Below are 23,046 nucleotides of genomic sequence, written 5' to 3'. Positions count from 1 at the left end.
GCCTCACGGCGCCAGACGTGCGATCAATCGATCGGAGGCATCCATGAGCGCCGTCGCATAGGATCGCTCCGCAGACGAAGGGCTCGGCAGGATCGCCTCAGCCTTGTTGTTGAACATGGCACCGCTACGGCCGTTGAGATCAGGCGACACCACGAGCGGCACCAGTCGCTCGGCATAGACGTCCGGCTCGACCATCATGAAGCTGGTCAGCCAGTTGATCAGCGAGACGAGCGCACGCGACCCGAGCAGGTTGGCGCGAATATCGGTCTTCACGAAGCCGGGATTGAGGCCGAACACATCGACATCGGCAAGGCGCCTGGCGGCCTCGAGAACGAGCACTTCGTTGCCCGCCACGGTGTTCGAATGGGCTGCGAACCGTTTGTAGCGCCGTTCCGAATTCAGATCGGCGACATCGGCCCGCTGCTCCGTCCCAGGGAATCCCAAGACGAATATCCGAGGCTTGAATGTGGCCGTGGCCCTGTCCTTTCCAAGACGAGAGGCGATCGCGTTCAGGATGACGAAGCGGCTCAGGTAGCTGACGGCAAGAGATCGTGGCCGACGAAGTGGCGGATGGCCGGCTGCGTCGCATCATGCCGCAATGGCAGGGCTCGCCCGTCACCGTCTACGCAGTCACCGAGACGCGCCTGCTGCCAGCCAAGACGCAGCGCTTCATCGAATTCCTGCGGGAACGGCTCAGCCGGACTTGAACCGCCATTACGGCGGCGATCGGCCCTTGTTACGCCGGCTGATCTGCGTACCGCGCAGACACCGCCCGGCAAACTCGCCGGTTGCTCTCCCGGGCCATGTTCAGGCAGAGAAAGCCACGACGCTGCAATCATTCTCTAAAAAGGGAATCGGGGAGACAAACATGCTCAAATTCTATTTCAACGGATCGCCGAACCCGACCAAGGTCGCGCTGTTCCTCGAAGAAGCCGGCCTGGCCTTCGAGCCGGTCAAGATCGACACCCGCACGGGCGAGCAGTTCGCGCCGGACTATCTGAAGATCAATCCGAACGGCAAGGTGCCGGCGATCGACGACAACGGCACCATCGTGTTCGACTCGAACGCCATCCTGCTCTACCTCGCCGAGAAGACCGGCAAGTTCCTCCCCGCCGCCAACGTCCGCGGCGAGACGCTGTCATGGCTGATGTTCATTGCCACCGGCGTCGGGCCGTATTCGGGTCAGGCCGTGCACTTCAAGCACTTTGCGCCGAAGGACCAGAACCACGATTACGCGCATAACCGCTACCAGTACGAGACCGATCGCCACTACAAGATCCTGGACGCTCACCTCAAGGGCCGCAGCTACATGGTCGGCGACAGCTATTCGATCGTCGACATGGCGCTGTGGGGCTGGGCGCGGATGGTGCCGTTCAAGCTCGGCGACGATGCCTTTGCGCGTTACCCGAACGTGAAGCGGCTGGTCGACGAGATCTCGGCGCGGCCGGCGGCGGCGCGCGCGATCGCGCTGAAGGACAAGTTCACCTTCAAGGCCGAGATGGACGACGAGGCGCGCGCCAACATGTTCAAGCACATGACGACCAAGGTCGCCTGATCGCGCGACGCCGCGATTTAAAGGCCACGCGCACGCGCGTGGCCTTTTGCGTTCAGGCGGCGTGGACCGAGTTCAGGAACTTCGCGACTTCCTGCTTCAGCCGGTTGCTGTCTGAAGACAGCGAGCGCGCCGCCGAGAGCACCTGCGAGGAGGCCGAGCCGGTCTCGGAGGCGCCGCGCTGGACGTCGCCGATATTGGTCGAGACGCGCTGCGTGCCGTGAGCGGCCTGCTGGACGTTGCGGGAGATGTCCTGCGTCGCCGCGCCCTGCTCTTCCACGGCGGCGGCAACCGCCGACGAGATTTCCGAGAGCCGCTCGATGGTGCCGCTGATCTCCCTGATGGAGCCGACCGACTGCTCGGTCGCGGCCTGGATGCTCGAAATCTGCTGGCCGATCTCGCCGGTCGCCTTCGCGGTCTGCTCGGCCAGCGCCTTGACCTCGGAGGCGACCACCGCAAAGCCGCGGCCGGCCTCGCCGGCGCGCGCGGCCTCGATGGTGGCGTTGAGCGCCAGGAGGTTGGTCTGGCCGGCAATCGTGCTGATCAGCTCGACCACGTCGCCGATGCGGGCGGCCGCCTTGGACAGCTCGCCGACGCGCTCATTGGTCTTGCTCGCCTGCCCGACGGCCTCGTTGGCGATCCGGGCTGATTCCTGCACCTGGCGGGCGATCTCGGTGACCGAGGAGGACAGCTGCTCGGTCGCGGACGCCACCGCCTGCACGTTCGCCGTGGCCTCCTGTGACGCCGACGCCACCTCGGTCGACAGATTCTGCGCACGCGTCGCGGTCGCCGTCAGCGTGCCGGCCGAAGCCTCCAGCTCGTTCGATGCCGACGACACGGTGTCGACGATCTCGCCGACCGCCTGCTCGAACTGGTCGGCGAGCCGGACCATGTCGGCCTTGCGGCTCTCCGCCTGCCGCGCCTCGGTCTCGGTCTGCTCCGTGCGCAGCCGTTCGGTGTCGATCATGTTGGTCTTGAATACCTCGATCGCCTTGGCCATGTCGCCGATCTCGTCGGCCTTGCCGCGCCCGGGAATCTCGACCTCGAGATTGCCGCCGGCCAGCAACCCCATCGCGCGCGTCATCGAGGTCAGGGGACCGACGATGCTGCGGGCGATCAGGAAGGCGACGATCAATCCGAACAGGGTGGCAAGGCAGCCCGCGATCGCCTGCACGGTGGTCGTGCCGTCGATCACGGCTTCGGCCTGGCTGCGCGACTCCTTGTAGTCCTTCTTCAAGGCGGCTTCCGCGACCTTGAGCTTGGCGATGCTGTCGACGATTAGGGGCGCGAGGCTCTTGTGGTAGATCTCGTCGGCCTGGAGCATCGCAGCCGACGTCGTCTCGAACGCGGATTTGTAGATTCCGAGCGAGGTCTTCACCGGCGCGAGCGTGGTTCGCAATTCCGCCGCCTGCGGGCTCTTTTCGAGCGCCGAGAGGCGCTGCGACGCCCTGTCCACATTGGTTCTGAAGTTGGCGGGCCCCTTGCTGTCGCGCAGGGCCAGGAAACGCCAGTTCGCGATCTGGACGAGAAGGAGCCTGGATTCGAGGTCCGCGACGAGGGCCCCGGTGTCTTCGTCGACGGCTGCGCGCGCCACATCGACCAGCTTGCCCATCTTGACGGTCAGCTCGTCACCGCTCGGCAGCAGCGTCGCCTTGCCGGTCCGCGCCTCGTTGACGGCGTCGCCGAGATTGTCACGCAGGCTTCGCATTTTCGCGATGTCGGCGATCAGATCGTTGTAGAGCTTCCGCCGCTCTTCGGAGAGCGTCCCCTGCGCCCCGACCTTCAACAGCTCGGTCGCCGCGGTCTCCCGCTCTGCGGCCTCCTTCATTGCGGGCTCGCTGGCGTCGTAGATGTAGCGCAGATTGGCGCGCTGGATCGCCTGAAGATGGGTCGAGACCTCCAGGACCCGCGCCGTGCTGTCCGAAAACGCCGAGGCCTTTGCGACCTGGTCCTGCACGGACCGCAAATTCCAGATGGCGACCACCGCCATCACGAGACCAACCGCCACCAAGGCCATGAAGCCTGCGTACAGGCGCCCCCTGATCCGCAAACGAAAGTTCGGCATTCCCACTGTCCACCCAGGTGCATGTGAATTCGGGCGGACGAACGACCCCGGCAATCGTCACGGCCACCCCCGGCAGCCGCGAGTCGCTTTTCGGCACCCACGCTGCACCGCGGTACAATGAGGGACACTCGTTAATTGAACCTTCCGATTTTTCGCGCATGTGTGCGCCGGCCCGCACAAGACCTGCTGATTTTATCGGCAGTTGCGCGGATTTCGGTGCAAAGCCCGCAGCCGCTTGCAGAGCGCTGCACGGGTCGCCGGGATGGATGTCTATTGGGCGACCATCCCCTGCAATTTGCCGAGCGCGTTCTCGACGACTTCCAGCGTGTACGGCTTCTGGACCACCGGCGCGGACGCCAGCTCTTCCGGGATCGGCGCGCGCTCGCCATAGCCGGTCGCGAACATGAAGGGCACGCCGATCTCCTTCAGCTTCTGCGCAACCTTGATGCTGCTCTCGTTGCCGAGGTTGAGATCGAGCAGCGCGAAGCCCGGACGCGTGCGCTCGATCGCGCGCAACGCCTGGTCGACGCTCGCCGCAGTATCGACATGGCGGGCACCGAGATCGAGCAGGATGACTTCCGCCGCCATGGCGATGATCAGATTGTCCTCGACGATCAGTGCCGTCTCGGAAATTCGCGGACGGGCGGGTTGCTGCTCCTCGACGCGCATGGCGGCTCCTGCGATTGATGGGACCAGTTCGACGAAATTGGGCGGGATGACGAATTTGGCCTGGACGCCCAGCAGGTCGAAGCGGATTTCGGCTTCGCCCTTGAGGTCGAACGGCACCGAGCGCTCGATGATGGTGGTGCCGAAGCCGCGGCGCGACGGCGGCTGCACCGGCGGCCCGCCGCTCTCCTTCCACTCGATCTCGAGGCTCGAATTCGGATCGAGCCGCCAGACCACCTCGACCTGGCCGGTGGAATCCGCGAGCGCGCCGTATTTGGCGGAATTGGTCATCATCTCGTGCACGACCAGCGCCAGCGTCGCGAACGCCTTGGGATCGAGCGCGACGTCGGGCCCGCCCATCTTCACGCGGCCGGCGCGCGCGCCGAGATAGGCGCCGGCCTCGGACTCGACCAGCGAGCGCAGCGCGACCGGCGCCCAGTTCAGATTGGTGATCTGGTCGTGGGCACGGGCCAAGGCCTGGACTCGGCCGCCGAGCACGCCGGCGAACTCCTCGACCGAAGTGGCGGTGTCCTTGCTCTGCGCAACCAGCGCGCGGACGAGGCTCAAAATGTTGCGGACGCGATGATTGAGCTCGGCGATCATCAGCTCCTGCCGCTCCTGTGCGCCGCGACGCTCGCGGGCAGCAAGGTCGGACAGTTGCAGGATCACTTCGAGCAGCGTGACGCGCAGGCTCTCGGCGATGCGGATGTCGGCCGTTGACCACGGTTTCGACTGGCCCGCCACCGTTTCCTGCCAGAGCTCAAAGCTCTTGCGCGGCGTCAGCCGCGGCCCGTTCGGTCCCTCGTCATAGACCTTGTCGGGCGCACCGGCCCAGTTTACCGAGCGCACGACCTCGCGCCGGAAGAAGATCAGGCAATCGCGCGGAGTCCGCGAGATCGGAATGGCGAGAAATCCCGCCGCGCGGTCGCGAAAGGACTGGCCGGCGGCATAGACCTTGGCAATCTCGGCACTGGCGAAAATCCGTCCCGGTGAGGTCCGGTTGATGTAGGCGACCAGCTCCTTCACCTCGTCCTCGGTCGGCGTCTGGCCCTGAAGCGTGATCTTGTTGTCGGACCACACCGCCACGCCGTCGCAATCGATCATCCCGCGATAGTCGCCGAGGAAGTCCACGATCGCGCGCCGGCTGTGCTCGTGCGAGGCCGCGGTCTCGATCAACCGCTCCTGCACCTGGTGAGCGCGCATCTCATAGGCGACATTGCCCTCGCGCTCGCGCCCCTCCACGATCCAGGAGAACATCTGCCCGAATAGCTCGGACGCGGTGCGCTTCTCGAACGAGATGTAGCGCGGCGAATAATGGTGGCAGGCGAACAGGCCCCACAGCTTGCCGTCGCGCAGGATCGACACCGACATCGAGGCCCCGACGCCCATGTTGCGCAGATATTCGATGTGGATCGGCGAGACCGAGCGCAGCACGCTCATGGAGAGATCGAGCAGCCCCGCATTGTGCGTGGCCGTCGAAAACAACGCGGCTGGTGTCGAATTGATATCGGCGATGATGCGCAGCCAGTTGCGCTGATAAAGGATGCGGGCCTGCTTGGGGATGTCGGAGGCCGGATAGTGCAGGCCGAGGAACCGTTCGAGGCCGGCTTCCGCAGCTTCAGCGATCACCTCGCCCGATCCGTCCGGGTGAAACTGATAGACCATGACGCGGTCGAAGCCGGTCAGGACCTTGAGCTGCCGCGCCGCCTCGCGGGCGAGCTCGGTCATGCCGCGGGTCTTGCGGATCCGCTCCAGCATCAGGCGGACGAGCTCGCCGGAATTGACGCCGGGCTCGCTGACGCTGGGCTCCGCCTCGATGACCAGATAGGCGCCGGAGAAGTGGATGGAGAGATCGCAAGGCGGCTTGCCGGGCTGGAGCTCGACACCGAACATGCGCTCGGTCGTATCGGGGCCGCTGAGATGATCGACGCGGCTGCGAATGGTCTCGACGGCGGCTTCCGAGATGACGCGCGACAGCGGCTGCTGCAGCAGGTCGGCGACGTCAGTCCCGAGAAAGCTGCCGACATTGTCGGAGGCCATGCAGATCGTGAAATCCGACAGCACCGTGAGCAGGAAGCCGAACGGCTGGACGCTGCCGGGGATGTGGATCGGCTCGCGATCGCAATTGGTGAGATTGACCGCCTCGTTCATGCGCGGTCCGCCGCCTGCTCGAAGGCCGCGAAAGCGAGGCGTGCCGACTCGATCGCCTCGTCCTCGTCGCATGCCTCGTCGTTTTGAAGCTTCGCCAGAAAGCTCTGCCAGAGCCGCTTGCCCGCGCCATGGCTGAGATAGGCGGTGGCCTCGCCGATGCGCGGATCGCCCGCATCCGCGACCGCCTTCAGCAGAAACTTTGCACCGAGCCGGGAGCCCTCCAGAACATACAACGTGCCGAGCATGCCACTGCGCGTCAGCGGCGGCACGGACACGGTGGATTGCGCGGCGCTGCCGAGCTGCGCGAGATCGGCCGCGATCGCGGCGCTACGCGCCCGCTCCCGCCAATCCGGAAACATGATGGCGACACCAGCCTGCACGAGCGCAGCTTCGAGCGGAAGAAGTGCGCCGGCGCTGGCTTGCAGGAAGCGGCGGTAACCGGACAGGACTGTGAGGTCGAACGACGAAAGCTGCGCATCGAGCTCCCGGTGCGCATTCGCAGTCGCATCTCTCAATCGTTCGCGGAGTCCGGAAAAGCTGCGGCCCACCTGTGTTGAAACGTCCGAAACCCCAGCCAGCATGAAATTTCCCAAACGCGTGCGATGCCGGGGGCGCGATTGCTCCGGAAACGGGCAAACGCCCGGCGGAACCCGAAGGTTCCGCCGGCTGCGATAAAATGGGGCAGGCAGCGCCTGGATCTCATCCGTTTGTCTAACTCCGTCGCACCGGTCTCCTCAGTTCGTACGCGATCTCAGCCCGGGTCATGCCGCAGTCCTGAAGCTCCCGGTCGCTCATGGCGGCGAGCTGGTACCGGGCTCGCGACCGTTCGCGCCTGCCATGGACAATCGCTATCAGCCTGCGCCAGATCGACACGACCATCGCCGACCGGGGCCGACGGCACTGGTCGGCGGACGAGATGGTCCTCAATCCGGTCAGCTCGCGGCCCTCACGGGCGTCTGCGGAAACGGACCGAGCGCCTTCTCGGTCAGGGTCGAGTCGCAATATTCGCGGATCTCCTTGATCTTCCCGTCCTCGAGGCGAAACACCAGGCAGTAGTCGTTGTCATAACGAACGCCCTCGGGCGTGACGTTGTCGCCCTTGGCTTCCACCACGACGACGTCGCCGTCGGCGATGAAACGGTGAGCTACGGTGCGGGTCCGGTCGCGCAAGCGGGTGCGCACATAACCGTGCAGATCGCCAAGGATCGCCTCCTTGCCGGTGAAGGTGCGCGACCAGGAATACTGGCCGGTCACGACCCATCTGGCATCGTCGGCAAGGCTCGCGGTGAACAGGGCCCGGTCGCGCGCGGCCGGATCGGGATTGGCGGCGGCGGCAAAGATATCCTGCATCAGTTTCTTGTTGGCGCTCGCGCTCATGGCGGCATCTCCGTTTGGTGGCAACACGGAGATCATCCCTGCCGGAAGAGAATTCTTCAAATCGATAGTGGATATGATATCTATTCGCCCCATGAATTTGAATTCGCTCGACCTCAATCTCCTGACCGCGCTCGACGCGCTGCTGCGCGAGGCCAATGTCAGCCGGGCCGCGCTTCGGATCGGGCTGTCGCAGCCGGCCGCGAGCCATGCGTTGCAGCGCCTGCGCGACATCTTCGGCGATCCGCTGCTGGTGCGCACCGGCGCGCGCATGGAGCTGACGCCGCGGGCGCAAGCGCTCCGCGCACCGCTGGCCCAGGCACTCGACCAGGTGCGCGGGCTGTTCATACCCGACGACTTCGACGCCGCGCGCAGCGAGCGGCAATTCCGCCTGATGATGCCGGATCTCGCGGTCGAGCTGCTGATGCCGCCCTTGATGGAGAAGGTGACGCGGGCCGCGCCCAACGTCCGCATCGACGTCGTACCGTGGCGGGGCCCTGCGATCTTTCACGCCGAGTTCGCCCGCACCATCGACCTCGTGATCTCGATCGGCAACGCCTTCAAGGGCTTTCACCGCCAGCTGCTCTACACCGACAGCGACGCACTGGCGGTGCGACGCGGCCATCCCATGGCTGCGAGGCTGAAGCGGCGCGAGACGTTCCTGGCGGCACGCCATGTCGGCGTGATCATCCGCGGCCAACCGGAGGATCTCATCGACTCCTGGCTGCGGACCAAGGGCATCGAGCGGCACATTTCGCTGGTGGTGTCAGGCTATCTCGAAGCGCTGCACGTCGCCGCCCGCACCGACCTCGTCGCCTTCGTGCCGCGCCGACTGATCGCGGCGCTGTCGAAGCAGCTCGGCCTCGTCGCGGTGACGCCGCCGCTCGATCCCGGGATCGACGAGCAGTTCATGTTCCATCCGACCCGCGCGCAGATGGATCCGGGCTCGATCTGGCTGCGGCGGCTGATGCTGGAGACGGGGCGGGAATTGGAGCAAGCCAAGCGCAAGCTATCGTAGGGTGGGCAAAGCGAAGCGTGCCCACCGCCTCTTCGCACAACTTGGAAAGGTGGTGGGCACGGCGCTTTGCGCCTTTGCCCACCCTACAAGAGCTACGTTCCTACGCCTTCTGCGCGTCCATCACCTTGCGCACGGCGGGGCGGTCCGACATGCGCTTGAAGTGATCGGCAATCTTCGGCGTGGCGTTGATGTCGACGCTGTCACCTTCGAGCCAGAGCGAGAGCGTGTGGAGGTAGGGATCGCAGATCGTGAACTGGTCGCCCATCACCCAGGGACCTTTGAACATCTTCTGCTCGATCAAGGAGAAGCAGGCGCCCATGGTCTTCGGCACCATCGCCTTCATGTCGGCGAACGAGCTCTCCTGCGTCGCCCAGCGCGCGCCGCGCATCTTGTGGGCATGGTTGATGTGCGCGGTCGAGCAGAGATAGGAATTGAACGACTGCACCTGGGCGAAGTCGAAGGGATCGTCGAGCGGGGCGAGCTTCGCCTTGGGGAAGGTCTGCGCGATGTAGGCCAGCATCGCAGGCGTCTCGGTCAGCACGCCGCGATCGGTCACCAGCGCCGGCACGCGGCCCTTCGGATTGATCGCGAGGTATTCCGGGCTGTTCTGCTGGTTATCCTTGAAGCTCAGCCGTTCAGCCGTGTAGTCGGCGCCGGCCTCCTCCAGGGTCATGTAGGTGGCGAGCGCGCAGGTGCCGGTGGCGTAGTAGAGCTTGAGCATGTCGGACCTCATGGGAAAATTGGAAACTAACGGCTGCGGGCCGCCAGGTCCATAGCACGACGTTCTCCGTGCTCTTGCTCTTCGCAGTTGCCCACCGCCGCCCGCCTGTGCCAAGACGCCCGCAATCGGAGGGGTTTGTCATGACCGTACTCATCGCCGGTGGCGGCATCGGCGGGCTGACGCTTGCGCTCAGCCTGCACGGAATCGGCGTTCCGGTAAAAGTGTTCGAGAGCGTCGCGGAACTGAAGCCGCTCGGGGTCGGCATCAACGTGCTGCCGCATGCGGTGCGCGAGCTGATCGAGCTCGGGCTGATGGACCGGCTGGACGAAAGCGGCGTGCGCACCCGCGAGCTCGCCTATTTCTCCAAGCACGGCAAGCCGATCTGGAGCGAGCCGCGCGGGCTGGAAGCCGGCTATAAATGGCCGCAATTCTCGATCCATCGCGGCACCCTCCAACAGCTCCTGCTCGACACCGCGATCGAGCGGCTCGGCCGCGACAACATCCTGACCAGCCACCATCTGACCGGCTGGACCGAGACGGACAACGGCGTGCGCGCCGACTTCATCGACAGGGCGACCGGCAAGGCTGCCGGCAGCTACGACGGCGCGATCCTGATCGCCGCGGACGGCATCCATTCCGCCGTGCGAGAGAAGCTCTACCCGCAGGAGGGACCGCCGATCTGGAACGGCCGCATCCTCTGGCGTGGCGTCACGCCGTCAAAGGCCTTCCTCACCGGCCGCACCATGATCATGGCCGGGCACGAGATCCTGAAATTCGTCTGCTATCCGATTTCGAAGGCGCCGGATGCAGCGGGCAACCATCTGATCAACTGGGTTGCCGAGCGCCACATGCCGCCGACCTATCAGTGGCGGCGCGAGGACTATAACCGCACCGCGCGGCTCAAGGAGTTTCTGCCCTGGTTCGAGAGCTGGCAGTTCGACTGGCTCGACGTCCCCGGCCTGATCAGGAACTGCCCGCACGCCTACGAATATCCGCTGGTCGACCGCGATCCGGTATCGCAATGGACCTTCGGTCGCGTCACGCTGATGGGCGACGCCGCGCACCCGATGTACCCGATCGGCTCGAACGGCGCCTCGCAGGCGATCCTCGATGCCCGCACCATCACGCGCGAGATCCTGGCGCATGGCCCGACGACCGCGGCGCTGCTCGCCTATGAGGCCGAGCGCAGGCCCGCGACCACCGACCTCGTCCTGCTCAACCGCAAGAACGGCCCCGAGCAGGTGATGCAGCTGGTCGAGGAGCGCGCGCCCGGCGGCTACGACGTCGTCACCGACGTGCTGTCGCAGCAGGAGCTGGAAGACATCGCCACCAACTACAAGCGCGTCGCGGGATTCCAGGTCGAGGCGCTGAATGCGAAGCCGCCGATCGTGAGCAAGGACGCGCGCGCGGGGGTGTGATGCTCTCGCTCAAAGCGAGATGCGCATAAATGCGCCCTCGCCCCTTGTGGGAGAGGGCAGCGACGCTGGCAGATGAGGGCTCACTTGGGTGAGGGGTCTGTCTCGACGAGCCCAATCCGCATTTGAATTCGCTGAGACATACCCCTCATCCGGCGCTTCGCGCCACCTTCTCCCACAAGGGGAGAAGGAAAGTGGAGTGCGCGGCTAGCTATTTGCCAACCACCCTCGCCGCCTCGAGCAGCCGCTCGCTGGCGCTCGCCGTCGCCAGCACCGTGCCGTCTTCGGCCATCAGCTTCGCCTCGACGAACGCAATCGTCTTGCCGAGCTGCGTCACCCTGGCCTCACCGATGATCGGGCCGGGCCTTGCGGGGCTGAGGAAATTCACGGTCATGCTGATCGTGGTGGTGTAGAGCCGGCCCTCGCTCATCACCAGCACGGCCGGCCCCATGGTGTCGTCGAGCATGGCAGAGAGCATGCCGCCCTGGATGAAGCCCGCCGGATTGCAGAACTCGGGCTTGCCCTCGAAGGCGAGCCTGATCCAGCCCTCCTCCGGACGGGCATCGAGCAGGCGCCATCCGAGCAGCTCGGCGCAGGGCGGCCTTGGAAAATTGTCGAGTGCGGTCTTGACCATCGGCAGCCTCCGTATCGGGCGCTGATAGCGTAGCGCTGCTGCCAGCGTGCTGTCAGGAAGGTGGGGCCGTTGAAGGATCGAGCGCGTGCGCGATCACCTTGCGCATCACGTTGGGCAGCGCCTCACCGGCGAGGGTCGCGATCGGCACCCAACGCATGCCTTCGGGCGCGCGCGTGCGCGCTTCGGCCTTCGCCGTATAGACCACCAGCTCCAGCGGAAAATGCGTGAAGACGTGGGTGACGACGCCCACCTTGCGCTGCCAGCGCGACAGCCCCTTCAGCTCGGGCGCCTGCTGCTTCGCAGTCGCGTCTTCCTGGCCGGCCAACCAGTCCGAGCCCGGCACCTCGGTCATGCCGCCAAGGAGGCCTTTTTCGGGCCTCGAGCGGACCAGCAGCTCGCCGCCGCGCGTCACGACGAAGGCAGCACCGCGCCGCAACGTTCCGCTCTTCTTCGGCGCCTTGCGCGGAAACGTTTCCTGCGTCGCCAGCGCACGCGCGGTGCAATCCTCATTGAGCGGACAGAGCGAGCAGGCCGGCTTCTTCGGCGTGCAGATCGAGGCGCCCAGATCCATCAGTGCCTGCGCGCTGTCGCCGGCGCGAGACGTCTCGTCGCCGGCGCGAGCGTCGGCAAGCAGCGTCGCCGCCAGTTGTTGGATCAGCGGCTTGGCCTGCGGCAGCTCCTCCTCGACCGCGAACAGGCGCGACACCACGCGCTCGATATTGCCGTCGACAGGCATGGTACGGCGGTCGAACGCGATCGCGGCGATCGCGGCGGCCGTATAGGGTCCGATGCCCGGCAGCGCGCGCAGCCCCTCTTCCGTGTCCGGAAACACGCCCCTGTGCTCGCGCGTCACGGCCACGGCGCAGGCATGGAGATTGCGCGCGCGGGAGTAATAGCCGAGCCCGGCCCACATCCGCAGCACGTCATCCAGCGACGCCCGCCCCAGCGCCGTGACGTCAGGCCAGCGCGCGACGAATTTTTCGAAATAGGGGCCGACGGCTTTCACGGTGGTCTGCTGGAGCATGATCTCCGACAGCCAGACCCGGTAAGGGTCCGAGGTCTCGCCGGGCATCGCGCGCCATGGCAGACGGCGGCGATGGCGGTCGTACCAGGCGAGCAGCAGCGTTGGGCGAGCCGATGCCTCCGGCTGAATTGGTTCCGACTTGGCCTTGAGGGCAGATCTGGGGCTCATGCTCTCACTGTAGCGGCAACGCGCCGGCCTCTCCACGTCATGCCCGCGCTCGTCGCGGGCATCCACGTCTTTCTTCGCGGACCGCTCCCCAATGGTGAGGCCTGCCCTCCGAAGTGCTATAAGGGTCCATGTCCAAATTCCCTCCCAAACCCGGTCCCATCAGCGCCAAGCCGCTGTCGCTGCTTCTCAACGACGTCTTTGCCGAGGCCTATGCCAAGCAGGGATTTGCCGCGCGCGAGCTGGTGACGCGGTGGCCGCAGATTGCCGGGCCGGAGATTGCGGCCCATGCCGAGCCTTTGAAGATGCAATGGCCGCGGCCGGTCGAGGGCCAGCCGCAGGAGCCGGCGACGCTGGTGCTGCGGGTCGAGGGGCCGATGGCGCTGGAGATCCAGCACTCCGCCGACGTGATCCTGGAGCGGGTCAATCGCTTCTTCGGCTGGAGCGCGGTCGGCAAGCTCGCCTTCCGCCAGGCCCCCCTGTCGCGCGCCCGGCGGCCGGTCCGGCCCGGTCCGCCGGATCCCAAATCGGTGGCCAAGGTGGCGGAGAGCCTGGGGGACATCGAAGATGAAGAATTGAAGACAGCGCTGGCACGGCTCGGAGCCGCCATCAAGCGAAATTGAGCCTCATTCCGCCGGTAATCTGGACCCGTCCCTGTCGCTCGCCATTGCCTCAACCTACGTTTCAAGCTAGCGACAGGCCGCCCGAACGGGAACTTCGGGCGAGACCACGCCAATTCGGGAGCCGACCTTGATCATCACCCGCCGCGCCTTCAACACGATGCTGTCGCTGACCGGTCTTGCCGCGCTCGCCGGGCTGTCGCCGCTGCGGTTCATCTCCGAGGCCATGATCCCTCAAGCAATGGCGCAGTCGGCCGCCGATGTGGCCAAGCCCGTGTCGCTGCCCGACATGGCACTCGGTCCCAAGGATGCCCCCGTCACCATCACCGAATATGCCTCGATGACCTGCCCGCATTGCGCGGCGTTCAACGAGCAGGTGTTCCCCAAGATCAAGTCGGAATACATCGACACCGGCAAGGTGCGTTACATCTTCCGCGAGTTCCCGCTCGACATCAAAGCCGCCGCCGGCTCGATGCTGTCGCGCTGCATCGCCAAGGACGACGCGCCGAAATATTTCGCGGTCACCGACATGCTGTTCCGCCAGCAGAACGACTGGGTGCTGAAGAACACCACCGAGACGCTGACGCGGATCGGCAAGCAGGCCGGCCTCACCCAGCAGCAGGTCGAGGCCTGCCTGAAGGATCAGGCGCTGCTCGACAAGATCGCCGCCGACCAGAAATACGCCAGCGACGTTCTGAAGGTGGATTCGACGCCGACCTTCTTCATCAACGGCGAGAAGATCAAGGGCGAAGCCTCGTTCGATGAATTCGCCAAGAAGATCAATCCGCTGCTGAAGAGCTGATTTTCCCCGCTCAAGGCCTGATTCGCATCTCGAAAGCCGTATCTTTCCCGGCATAAATCCCTTGGGAAAAGCGGCTTTCGCCGGTTGCTCTCGCGGCGCACCGCGGCCATTGTCCGACCGCATGAGGCGCCTCGCGCGACTCACCCAGAGAGTGACATTGCCTTCCATGGTATTGTCCCGGCAGGGGGATTCGCGCCTGCCAACAGAGATGCGTGCTTATGAAAATCACCCGCCTGCGCCTTCACGGCTTCAAGTCCTTCGTTGAGCCCACGGACTTCGTCATCGAGCCCGGCCTAACCGGCGTGGTCGGCCCCAACGGCTGCGGCAAGTCGAATCTGGTCGAGGCGCTGCGCTGGGCGATGGGCGAGACGTCTTACAAGTCGCTGCGCGCCGCCGACATGGACGCGGTGATCTTCGCCGGCTCCGGCAACCGTCCTGCGCGCAACCACGCCGAAGTGACGATGACGATCGACAATGCCGATCGCACCGCGCCGGCGGCGATGAACGACAGCCAGCTTCTGGAAATCTCCCGCCGCATCGAGCGCGAGGCCGGCTCGGTCTATCGCATCAACGGCCGCGACGTGCGTGCGCGCGACGTGCAGATCCTGTTCGCGGACGCCGCCACCGGTGCGCGCTCGCCCGCCCTCGTCCACCAGGGCAAGATCGGCGAGATCATCCAAGCCAAGCCCGAGCAGCGCCGCCGCGTGCTGGAAGATGCTGCCGGCGTCGCCGGCCTGCACGCCCGCCGCCACGAGGCCGAATTGCGGCTGAAGGCCGCCGAAACCAACCTCACCCGCGTCGAGGACGTGATCGGCCAGCTCGGCGGCCAGATGGAAGGCCTGAAGAAGCAAGCCCGTCAGGCCGTGCGCTATCGCGAAGTCGCGGCCAAGGTCCGCAAGGCGGAAGCCACGCTGTTCCACCTGCGCTGGATCGGCGCGCATGCCGATGTCAACGAATCCGGCCAGACCCATGATCTCGCGGTTCGCGAGATGGCCGAACGCACCCAGCACCAGGCCGAAGCCGCCCGCATCCAGGCGATCCGCGCTGCCGAAATGCCGGCGCTGCGCGATGCCGAAGCGCGCGCCGCGGCCGGGCTGCAGCGCCTGACCAATGCGCGCGAACTGCTCGACCGCGAGGAAGAGCGCGCCAAGGAGCGCGTCGCCGAGCTCGAGCGGCGCCTCGCCCAGTTCGAGGGCGACATCTCCCGCGCCCAGCAGCAGACCATGGACGCCGACGTCGCGCTCCAGCGGCTCGACACCGAAGACGCCGAGCTGAAGGAAGAGATCAAGTCGCGGGTCGAGAAGCGCTCCGGCGTCGACGAGCGCGTCAGCGAAGCCGAGGCGGTGCTGACCGAAACGGAGCAGCAGTTCGCCGAGCTCACCACGGCGCTTGCCGACCTCACCGCCAAGCGCAATCAGCTCGAGGCCAACGTCCGCACCCATCGCGACAAGCTGGCCCGGCTCGACCAGGAGATTTCGAACGTCACAGCCGAAGAGCAGAAGCTTGCCGACGAGACCGGCGGCTTCGGCGATCTCGACGAGCTGACCGCAACGGTCGAGACCGCGGAGCAGACCCTTGCTGCTTCGGAAGCCGCGGCCCAGGCGAGCGAGGCTGCCCACGTTGCCGCGCGGCAGACGCTGGAATCCTCGCGCTCGCCGCTCGTCGAAGCCGACAAGCGCGTGCAGCGGCTCGATACCGAGGCGCGCACGATCTCCAAGATCGTCAACGGCGAGACCAAGAATCTGTGGCCGCCGATCATCGACGGCATCACCGTTGACAAGGGCTTTGAGAAGGCGATCGGCGCAGCGCTCGGCGACGATCTCGATGCGCCGGTCGATCCATCCGCGCCGATGCGCTGGACCAATGCCGGCGTCACCGACGGCGATCCGGAGCTGCCCGAGGGCGTCGTGCCGCTCGCGAGCCACGTTCAGGCGCCCGCCGAGCTGGCGCGCCGCCTGGCCCAGATCGGCGTGGTGCCGCGCGAGCGCGGCGCCGAGCTGGTCTCGCAGCTCAAGACCGGCCAGCGGCTGGTCTCGCCCGAAGGCGACGTCTGGCGCTGGGACGGCTTTGTCGCCGCGGCCCACGCCCCGACCGGCGCGGCACGGCGCCTCGCCGAGCGCGCCCGCCTCGTCGACATCGAGAACGAGCTGGAACAGGCCCGCATCGACGCGCAGATCAAGCGTCAGGCGCTGGAGAACGCCGAGTCCGAGCTGCAGATGGCCGCCAGCACCGAAGGTGCGAGCCGCGAAGCCTGGCGCGCCGCGCAGCGCGAGCTGAACGTCGCGCGCGAGCGTCATGCCACGGCCGAGCGCGAGATCAGCCGCCGCGCCGCGCGCAAGGCGACGCTGTCGGAAGCCCATAGCCGTCTCGCCGCCGACCGCGCCGAGGCCGAGGCCGCGTACGAATATGCCGCCGCCGGCATCACCGAGCTGCCGTCGAGCGAGGACACCGAGACCCGTCTCGCCGCCGTCCGCAGCGACATCGAAGGCCATCGCCGCATGGCCGCCCAGGTCCGCGCCGAGGCGCAGGCGCTGGCGCGCGAGGCGGAACTCGCGGACCGCCGCGTGCAGGCGATCCTCGCCGAGCGCACCGAGTGGCAGAACCGCAAGGAGAGCGCGGCCTCTCACATCGACACCATCCAGACCCGCATCACCGAGGTCTCGATCGAGCGCAGCGATCTCGAAAACGCGCCCGCCGTGTTCGCCGAGAAGCGCAGCGCGCTGATCACCGAGATCGAATACGCGGAAAACGACCGCCGCATGGCCGCCGACGCGCTCGCCTCGGCCGAGACCGCGATGGCCGAAACCGATCGCGTCGCCAAGCTGACACTCGAAGCGCTGTCGAGCTCCCGCGAGGCCACCGCGCGCGCCGAGGAACGCATGGAAGGCGCACGGCGCCGGCTCGAGGACATCGAACGCGAGATCCGCGACATGCTGGAGGTCGAGCCGCAGGCCGTTGCCGGCCTCGCCGAGATCGAGCCCGGCGCCGAGTTGCCGCCGCTGCACGACATCGAGGAAGACCTCGAAAAGATGCGCCGCGACCGCGAGCGCCTCGGCGCCGTCAACCTGCGCGCCGAGGAAGAGCTGCGCGAGGTCGAGACCCAGCACACCGGCCTCGTCACCGAGCGCGACGACCTCGTCGAAGCCATCAAGCGGCTGCGCCAGGGCATCCAGAGCCTCAACAAGGAAGCGCGCGAGCGCCTCCTGACCTCGTTCGAGGTCGTCAACAACCATTTCAAGCGCCTGTTCGTCGAGCTGTTCGGCGGTGGCGAAGCGGCGCTGCACCTGATCGAGAGCGACGATCCGCTCGAAGCCGGTCTCGAGATCATCGCGAAGCCGCCGGGTAAGAAGCCGCAGACGCTGTCGCTGCTCTCGGGCGGCGAGCAGGCGCTGACCGCGATGGCGCTGATCTTCGCGGTGTTCCTCACCAACCCCTCGCCGATCTGCGTGCTGGACGAAGTCGACGCACCGCTCGACGACCACAACGTCGAGCGCTACTGCAATCTGCTGCACGAGATGACCGGCTCGACCGACACCCGCTTCATCATCATCACGCACAACCCGATCACGATGGCGCGGATGAACCGGCTGTTCGGCGTCACCATGGCCGAGCGCGGCGTGTCGCAGCTGGTGTCGGTGAGCCTGGCAGAGGCGGTGGACATTCTCGACCAGAACGTGGCTTGAGAAGATTGACCGTCATTCCGGGGCGATGCGCAGCATCGAACCCGGAATCTCGCGCTACAATCTCTGGATTCCGGGTTCGCGCGTCGCGCGCCCCGGAATGACGCGAGGTTGTCGATGATCTCACCCTCCCTCCCCGCCGAACTGAAAGCCGCCCTCGACGGCAAGCTCCAGGGCTTCTCCCGCACCGACGCCGCACAGCGCTCGCAAAAAATCTCGACCGCCTATCGTGCAGGCGGCACCTCCGGCACCATCAAGTCCGACGCCGACGCGCTTGCCTATGCGCTGGCGCGGATGCCGGCGACCTATGCGGCCGTCGCGGCCAGCCTGAATGCGCTGACCGAGATGGCGCCGGACCTCGCCCCGGAAACCCTGCTCGACGTCGGCGCGGGCCCAGGCACCGCGAGCTGGGCCGCTGCTGAGGCCTTTCCGTCGCTGCAGGATTTTACCCTGCTCGACGCCAACGCGACCCTCAGCCGTCTCGCGCTCGAACTGGCGCGCGACAGCGCGCGTCTCGCCGATTGCCGCTATCTGCCGGGCGACGCCGGTGCCAACCTCGCCGAGGTCTCGCAAGCCGATATCGTCGTCGCGAGCTACGTCATCGGCGAGCTCAGTGAAACCGACCAGCGCGAACTGGCGGAAACGATGTGGGCGAAAGCGCGCCACGCGCTGGTGGTGATCGAGCCCGGCACACCGGCCGGCTACGCGCGCATCCTCGCGCTGCGCCAGCAGCTGATCGCGCTCGGTGCCTATGTCGCCGCGCCCTGCCCGCACGAAAAGCCGTGCCCGCTCACGGCACCCGACTGGTGCCATTTCAGCCAGCGCCTGCCGCGCTCGCAAGCGCACCGCCAGATCAAGGGCGCCGACGTGCCGTTCGAGGACGAGCGCTTCATCTACATCGCCCTGACCCGGACGGCGCCCGCAACACGTGCCGCGCGCGTGCTCGCGCCAGCGGATGTCGGCAAAGCCGAGATCAGCGCAAAGCTCTGCATGGAGGGCGGCCTCGCCATCACCAAGGTCCCACGGCGCGACAAGGCCGCCTATGCAAACGCCCGGCGCTGGCGGTGGGGCGACGCGGTCATTGCCGAAAGTTAACTTCGTCGACGCTTTTGCCTTGAACTCGGATGGTTCCCCATTCGACCAAGTCTTACCTTCCTCTGCGCCGGGCTCTCGCCCTGCGCCAATTTGGTCTAGGCTGCGCCCGCCTTCTTCCCCCTTCAGGAGTTCTCCATGTCGACCGGCTGGATCGTTCTCGGCGTCATCGTCGTCCTCGTGTTCCTGGCGTTCAGCGCCTACAACCGGCTGGTGGCGCTGGGCCAGCGCGTCGGCCAGGCCTTTGCCGACATCGATGTGCAGCTCAAGCAGCGCCACGATCTGATCCCGAACCTGGTCGAGACGGTGAAGGGCTATGCCTCGCATGAGCGTGGCACGCTCGACGACGTCATCAAGGCGCGCAACTCGGCGATGTCGGCGCAGGGGCCGGCGCAGGTATCCGCCGCCGAGAACCAGCTCTCCGGCGCGCTCGGCCGGCTGATCGCGCTATCCGAGGCCTATCCGGACCTCAAGGCCAACGCCAACTTCCAGCAGCTCGCCAGCGAGCTCTCCGACCTCGAGAACAAGATCGCGGCGAGCCGCCGCTTCTTCAACAACGCGGTCCAGGAATACAACACCGGCATCCAGCAGATGCCCGCCGCCCTGTTCGCCGGCATGTTCGGCTTCACCAAGAAGGACTTCTTCGATCTCGGCGCCAGCCGCACCGAAGTCGAGGCCGCTCCGCAGGTGAAGTTCTGAGTTGAGCCGATAGGCCGGCAGGGCATCGCGTCATGGCCGCGTATGGTCTCTACACGCACATCGCCTCGAACAAGTTTCGTTCGATGCTGCTGCTCGCCGGCCTGTTCATGCTGGTCTACGTGCTGGTCTATGCCGGCGCGCTCGTCGCGGAAGTCGTCACCAACAGCAATGGCACTGTCGCCTACTATCTGAGCCGCGCTTTCCACGACCTCATCGTCGCCGCGCCGTTCGCGACGATCGCGGCAGCGGCCTGGATCGTCATCGCCTATTTCTTCCACCAGTCGATGATCGATGCCGTGACCGGCGGCCACGACGTCACCCGGCAGGAACAGCCGCGGCTCTACAATCTGCTCGAAAACCTATGCATCTCGCGCGGCATCACCATGCCGAAGCTGAAGATCATGGAGAGCCCGGCGCTGAACGCGTTCGCGACCGGCCTCAATCCGCGGCAATATTCGATCACCGTGACCACGGGTCTCCTCAATGCGCTTGATGACAAGGAGATCGAGGCGGTGCTGGGCCACGAGCTGACCCACATCAAGAACGACGACGTCCAGCTCATGGTGGTCGCCGTCATCATCGCCGGCGTGGTCGGCTTCTTCGGCGAGTTGTTCTTCCGCCTGTTCACGAGCTTCAACTGGAGCTCCGGCTCCGGCGGCTCGTGGTCATCGGGCTCGTCCTCATCGTCGCGATCGTCCTCGTCATCGAGCGACAGCAAGAGTTCCGGCGGCGGCGCGGTGATCGTGATCATCATCGCGGTCGTGCTGATCGTGGTGGCGTGGCTGTTGTCGCAGGTGGTGAAGCTCGCGCTGTCGCGTTCGCGCGAATATCTCGCCGACGCAGGTTCCGTCGAGCTGACGAAAGATCCGGACGCCATGATCTCGGCACTGCGCAAGATCGAGAACCGCGGCGAGCTGCCGGGCGCGACCTCGGCGGTGATGGAGCTCTGCGTCGACAATCCGCGCGAGGGCTTTGCCGATTTGTTCGCGACCCATCCCTCGGTGCAGTCCCGGGTCGACGCGCTGGTCAAGTTCGCCGGCGGCCATGATCCCGGCCCGCTGCCACCGCCCGACGAGACGGACGAGCCTGAGGCACAGGTGGAGCGGCAGGACGGCCCGCCGCCGTTGCGCCAAGGGCCTTGGGACGATGCAGGCGGCTCGGCCAGTCCGCCGCCCGTGCCCGCCCCCTCCGGAACTGCAGCCGGCAATCCGATGGGTCCATGGGGCCGTCGTTAAGGGCGGGATTTTAAGCGACTTGCGAAGGGTTGCGTTGCGATTGGGAAAAACCTCGGAAATTGCCACAACCATAGGCCGAGGATTTGAATTCTCCCTTGTTTCTGCCATGTTCGCGCCCAACAGCAGACTTGGGACATCCTTGAGACATCCTTGGGACATCGATTTGGGGCCCGGCCGATTGCGACCTCGCAATCGGAGGGCGCGTTAGGGGACAGCAATGGCAAAGCCGGCAGTGGTTGTGGTGGGCGCGGACAAGGGCGGGGTGGGCAAGACCACGGTGTCGCGCACCTTGCTCGATTATTTTTCCGCCAACAACGTACCGACACGCGCCTTCGACACGGAGTCGCCGCGCGGAACCCTGAAGCGCTTCCACCCCGAGATCACCGAGATCGTCGACATGATGACGACCGCGGACCAGATGAAGATTTTCGACACGCTCAACGCGGCGAGCCCGTCGGTGACCGTGATCGACGTCCGCGCCGGCCTGCTCTCGCCGGCGCTGGCCTCGCTGCGCGACATCGGCTTCCTCGACGCCGCCAAGGCCGGCCAGATCACCTTCGCGGTGTTCCATATCCTCGGCCCCTCGATCGCGTCGCTCGACGAAATCGCCGAGACCGCAGGCTTCATGGGCGGCGCAAAATATTTCCTGGTCAAGAACTTCATCAACGACACCCAGTTCTTCCAGTGGGACCAGTCGACCTACAATTCCTATTTCCACCGCATCAAGGACGCGACCGAGCTGACCATCCCCAAGCTCAACGAAATGGCCTATGAGCAGGTTGAGGTGTCCTCCGTCCCGTTCCTGAAATTCGTCGCCAACAAGGGTATCAACGACGAGGCCGCGAACTACTCCTTCGTGCTGCGTGGCTATGTCCGGCACTGGCTGGCGAATGTCTGGAGCGAGTTCGACCGGATCCGGCTGACCGACATCGTCGGATCGAAACCCGCCACCCGCAACAGCGAAAAATAGTTGCAGAGCCCGGGCTGATACGGCTGGATTGGGCGGCAAGTTCGCCTGATATAGCTGCCGATGCCCGCGACGCCCCTTTACATCATCTGCTCGCCCCGCCCGCAGGTCGGCAAGACGCTGCTGGCGCGGCTTTTGAGCGAATTTTTGCTGCTCAAGAACGGCGACGTCGCGGCCTTCGACGTCAATCTGAAGGAGCCGTCGCTGCTCGACTATCTGCCGAAGGTCACAGAAACGGCCGACGTGATCGACACCTACGGCAAGATGCAGCTGATGGACCGCGTCATCGTCGATGACGGCCTAGCCAAGGTGATCGACCTCGGCTTCCACGCCTTCGACGAGTTCTTCAAGATGACCGACGAGATCGGCCTGTTGAAGGAGGCCGCGCGCAGCCACGTCGCGCCGATGATCCTGTTCGTCGCCGATACCGATCGCGTCTCGGCCCGCGCCCACGAGATGCTCCGCGGGCAGATCCCCCGAATGAACCTGATCACGGTGGACAATGAGCACGTCGTGCGCGGCGAGCTGCCGGCCGCGATGGCGACCGGGCGGCTGTTCCGCCTGCCCGCGCTGCCCGGCTTCCTCAAGACCTATATCGACCGGCTGAACTTCTCCTTCACCGGCTATCTGCGCCAGGAGAAGGACGCCTCCACCGAACTGCACCAGTGGACCCGGCGGAACTACCTCGCCTTCCGCGAGCTCGAGCTCAGCCTGATCCTGCAGCGCTCCTGAGGTGATAATTTTACCCGGATAATATTGACTGTGGGCCCGACCAGACCTATTGAGAGTCGGACATCGGTATCCCTCTCAGCAAGGTCCCACCCCCGTGAGCATCCACCGGAAGGCAGCCATCGCCGCCTACAAGGAGCGCAAGACCATTGCGGGCATCTACGTCGTCCGCTGTGCGGCATCGGGCGAGGCCTGGGTCGGCCAGGCGCCGAACCTGCAGACCATCCAGAACCGCATCTGGTTCTCGCTCCGCCAGGGCAGCCACACCTGCCCTACCCTCCAGGCTGCCTGGAACGCGCATGGCGAGGCTGGCCTGACGTTCGGCGAATGCGAGCGGCTGGACGATGAGGAGACGGACTACGTCAGGAACGCGCTCCTGAAGGAGCGCATGCTGCACTGGCGGTCAGCATTGAAGGCCGCGGCGATCTGACGATCGCC

The 23,046-nt window shown here is 65.9% G+C and carries 21 protein-coding genes and 1 pseudogene; 13 read left to right on the top strand and 9 right to left on the bottom strand.

Annotation, left to right across the window (positions count from 1 at the left end; genetic code table 11):
• Nucleotides 1–3: 3 nt before the first annotated feature.
• On the bottom strand, nt 4–444 hold the full coding sequence (locus AB7008_RS12695; RefSeq protein WP_441258906.1) for a hypothetical protein: 441 nt from the start codon (nt 442–444) through the stop codon (nt 4–6).
• A 98-nt stretch (nt 445–542) separates the two neighbouring features.
• Between AB7008_RS12695 and AB7008_RS12690 the strand changes: the two are divergent.
• Nucleotides 543–707, top strand: a pseudogene (locus AB7008_RS12690) (LysR family transcriptional regulator); the annotation flags it as partial.
• A gap of 161 nt (nt 708–868) precedes the next feature.
• On the top strand, nt 869–1,555 hold the full coding sequence (locus AB7008_RS12685) for a glutathione S-transferase family protein (protein ID WP_028150727.1): 687 nt from the start codon (nt 869–871) through the stop codon (nt 1,553–1,555).
• A gap of 52 nt (nt 1,556–1,607) precedes the next feature.
• Here AB7008_RS12685 and AB7008_RS12680 read toward each other — a convergent pair whose 3' ends face one another.
• From AB7008_RS12680 to AB7008_RS12660, 5 genes are all read right to left on the bottom strand, one after another.
• On the bottom strand, nt 1,608–3,617 hold the full coding sequence (locus AB7008_RS12680) for a HAMP domain-containing methyl-accepting chemotaxis protein (protein WP_441258905.1): 2,010 nt from the start codon (nt 3,615–3,617) through the stop codon (nt 1,608–1,610).
• 270 nt (nt 3,618–3,887) lie between these two features.
• Nucleotides 3,888–6,434, bottom strand: a complete 2,547-nt coding sequence (locus AB7008_RS12675) for an HWE histidine kinase domain-containing protein (RefSeq protein ID WP_441258904.1) — start codon at nt 6,432–6,434, stop codon at nt 3,888–3,890.
• Nucleotides 6,431–7,015 (bottom strand): biliverdin-producing heme oxygenase, encoded by a 585-nt coding sequence (locus AB7008_RS12670; protein WP_441258903.1) that lies wholly within the window; start codon nt 7,013–7,015, stop codon nt 6,431–6,433. The genes AB7008_RS12675 and AB7008_RS12670 overlap by 4 nt, the downstream gene beginning before the upstream one ends.
• A gap of 130 nt (nt 7,016–7,145) precedes the next feature.
• Nucleotides 7,146–7,313 (bottom strand): DUF1127 domain-containing protein, encoded by a 168-nt coding sequence (locus AB7008_RS12665; protein WP_441261204.1) that lies wholly within the window; start codon nt 7,311–7,313, stop codon nt 7,146–7,148.
• A gap of 53 nt (nt 7,314–7,366) precedes the next feature.
• Entirely contained in the window at nt 7,367–7,810 is a 444-nt protein-coding gene (locus AB7008_RS12660) for a nuclear transport factor 2 family protein (protein ID WP_038956571.1), read from the bottom strand.
• A gap of 91 nt (nt 7,811–7,901) precedes the next feature.
• Here AB7008_RS12660 and AB7008_RS12655 point away from each other — a divergent pair, with 91 nt between their 5' ends.
• Complete coding sequence (locus AB7008_RS12655) at nt 7,902–8,825, top strand: LysR family transcriptional regulator (protein ID WP_441258902.1); 924 nt, start codon at nt 7,902–7,904, stop codon at nt 8,823–8,825.
• A 100-nt stretch (nt 8,826–8,925) separates the two neighbouring features.
• Here AB7008_RS12655 and AB7008_RS12650 read toward each other — a convergent pair whose 3' ends face one another.
• Complete coding sequence (locus AB7008_RS12650) at nt 8,926–9,546, bottom strand: glutathione S-transferase family protein (RefSeq protein ID WP_028158220.1); 621 nt, start codon at nt 9,544–9,546, stop codon at nt 8,926–8,928.
• A gap of 140 nt (nt 9,547–9,686) precedes the next feature.
• Between AB7008_RS12650 and AB7008_RS12645 the strand changes: the two genes are divergently transcribed.
• On the top strand, nt 9,687–10,964 hold the full coding sequence (locus AB7008_RS12645) for a flavin-dependent oxidoreductase (RefSeq protein ID WP_441258901.1): 1,278 nt from the start codon (nt 9,687–9,689) through the stop codon (nt 10,962–10,964).
• Nucleotides 10,965–11,172: 208 nt separating this feature from the next.
• On the opposite strand, the gene AB7008_RS12640 is transcribed toward AB7008_RS12645, so the two are convergent.
• On the bottom strand, nt 11,173–11,595 hold the full coding sequence (locus tag AB7008_RS12640) for a PaaI family thioesterase (protein ID WP_014497373.1): 423 nt from the start codon (nt 11,593–11,595) through the stop codon (nt 11,173–11,175).
• A gap of 52 nt (nt 11,596–11,647) precedes the next feature.
• Nucleotides 11,648–12,787: an A/G-specific adenine glycosylase gene (gene mutY / locus AB7008_RS12635; protein ID WP_441258900.1), complete on the bottom strand. Its 1,140-nt coding sequence runs from the start codon at nt 12,785–12,787 to the stop codon at nt 11,648–11,650.
• A 128-nt stretch (nt 12,788–12,915) separates the two neighbouring features.
• Between mutY and AB7008_RS12630 the strand changes: the two genes are divergently transcribed.
• The 9 genes from AB7008_RS12630 to AB7008_RS12590 all read left to right on the top strand — a co-directional run bounded on the left by AB7008_RS12630 (nt 12,916) and on the right by AB7008_RS12590 (nt 23,038).
• Complete coding sequence (locus AB7008_RS12630; RefSeq protein WP_441258899.1) at nt 12,916–13,407, top strand: DUF721 domain-containing protein; 492 nt, start codon at nt 12,916–12,918, stop codon at nt 13,405–13,407.
• A 127-nt stretch (nt 13,408–13,534) separates the two neighbouring features.
• A complete protein-coding gene (locus AB7008_RS12625) occupies nt 13,535–14,206 on the top strand; it encodes a DsbA family protein (RefSeq protein ID WP_304492998.1) in 672 nt (223 codons plus the stop codon).
• Nucleotides 14,207–14,424: 218 nt separating this feature from the next.
• Nucleotides 14,425–17,889, top strand: a complete 3,465-nt coding sequence (gene smc / locus AB7008_RS12620; RefSeq protein ID WP_304492997.1) for a chromosome segregation protein SMC — start codon at nt 14,425–14,427, stop codon at nt 17,887–17,889.
• A gap of 114 nt (nt 17,890–18,003) precedes the next feature.
• Nucleotides 18,004–18,981, top strand: coding sequence for a small ribosomal subunit Rsm22 family protein (locus AB7008_RS12615; RefSeq protein WP_304494658.1), 978 nt, complete (start codon nt 18,004–18,006; stop codon nt 18,979–18,981).
• Nucleotides 18,982–19,116: 135 nt separating this feature from the next.
• Nucleotides 19,117–19,677, top strand: a complete 561-nt coding sequence (locus AB7008_RS12610; RefSeq protein WP_028158227.1) for a LemA family protein — start codon at nt 19,117–19,119, stop codon at nt 19,675–19,677.
• 32 nt (nt 19,678–19,709) lie between these two features.
• Nucleotides 19,710–20,912, top strand: a complete 1,203-nt coding sequence (locus tag AB7008_RS12605) for a M48 family metallopeptidase (RefSeq protein WP_441258898.1) — start codon at nt 19,710–19,712, stop codon at nt 20,910–20,912.
• A 217-nt stretch (nt 20,913–21,129) separates the two neighbouring features.
• The gene (locus tag AB7008_RS12600; RefSeq protein ID WP_028158229.1) at nt 21,130–21,882 is read left to right on the top strand and encodes a hypothetical protein; all 753 of its coding nucleotides are present in this window, start codon (nt 21,130–21,132) and stop codon (nt 21,880–21,882) included.
• 60 nt (nt 21,883–21,942) lie between these two features.
• Nucleotides 21,943–22,611, top strand: coding sequence for a hypothetical protein (locus AB7008_RS12595; protein ID WP_441258897.1), 669 nt, complete (start codon nt 21,943–21,945; stop codon nt 22,609–22,611).
• Nucleotides 22,612–22,705: 94 nt separating this feature from the next.
• Nucleotides 22,706–23,038, top strand: coding sequence for a GIY-YIG nuclease family protein (locus AB7008_RS12590; protein WP_304492994.1), 333 nt, complete (start codon nt 22,706–22,708; stop codon nt 23,036–23,038).
• Nucleotides 23,039–23,046: the final 8 nt, after the last annotated feature.

The organism is Bradyrhizobium sp. 521_C7_N1_3, assembly GCF_052075975.1.
Taxonomy (GTDB): Bacteria; Pseudomonadota; Alphaproteobacteria; order Rhizobiales; family Xanthobacteraceae; genus Bradyrhizobium; species Bradyrhizobium japonicum.
Note: the sequence above shows the minus strand (reverse complement) of the source record. Positions and strands in the feature narration are given on the sequence as shown.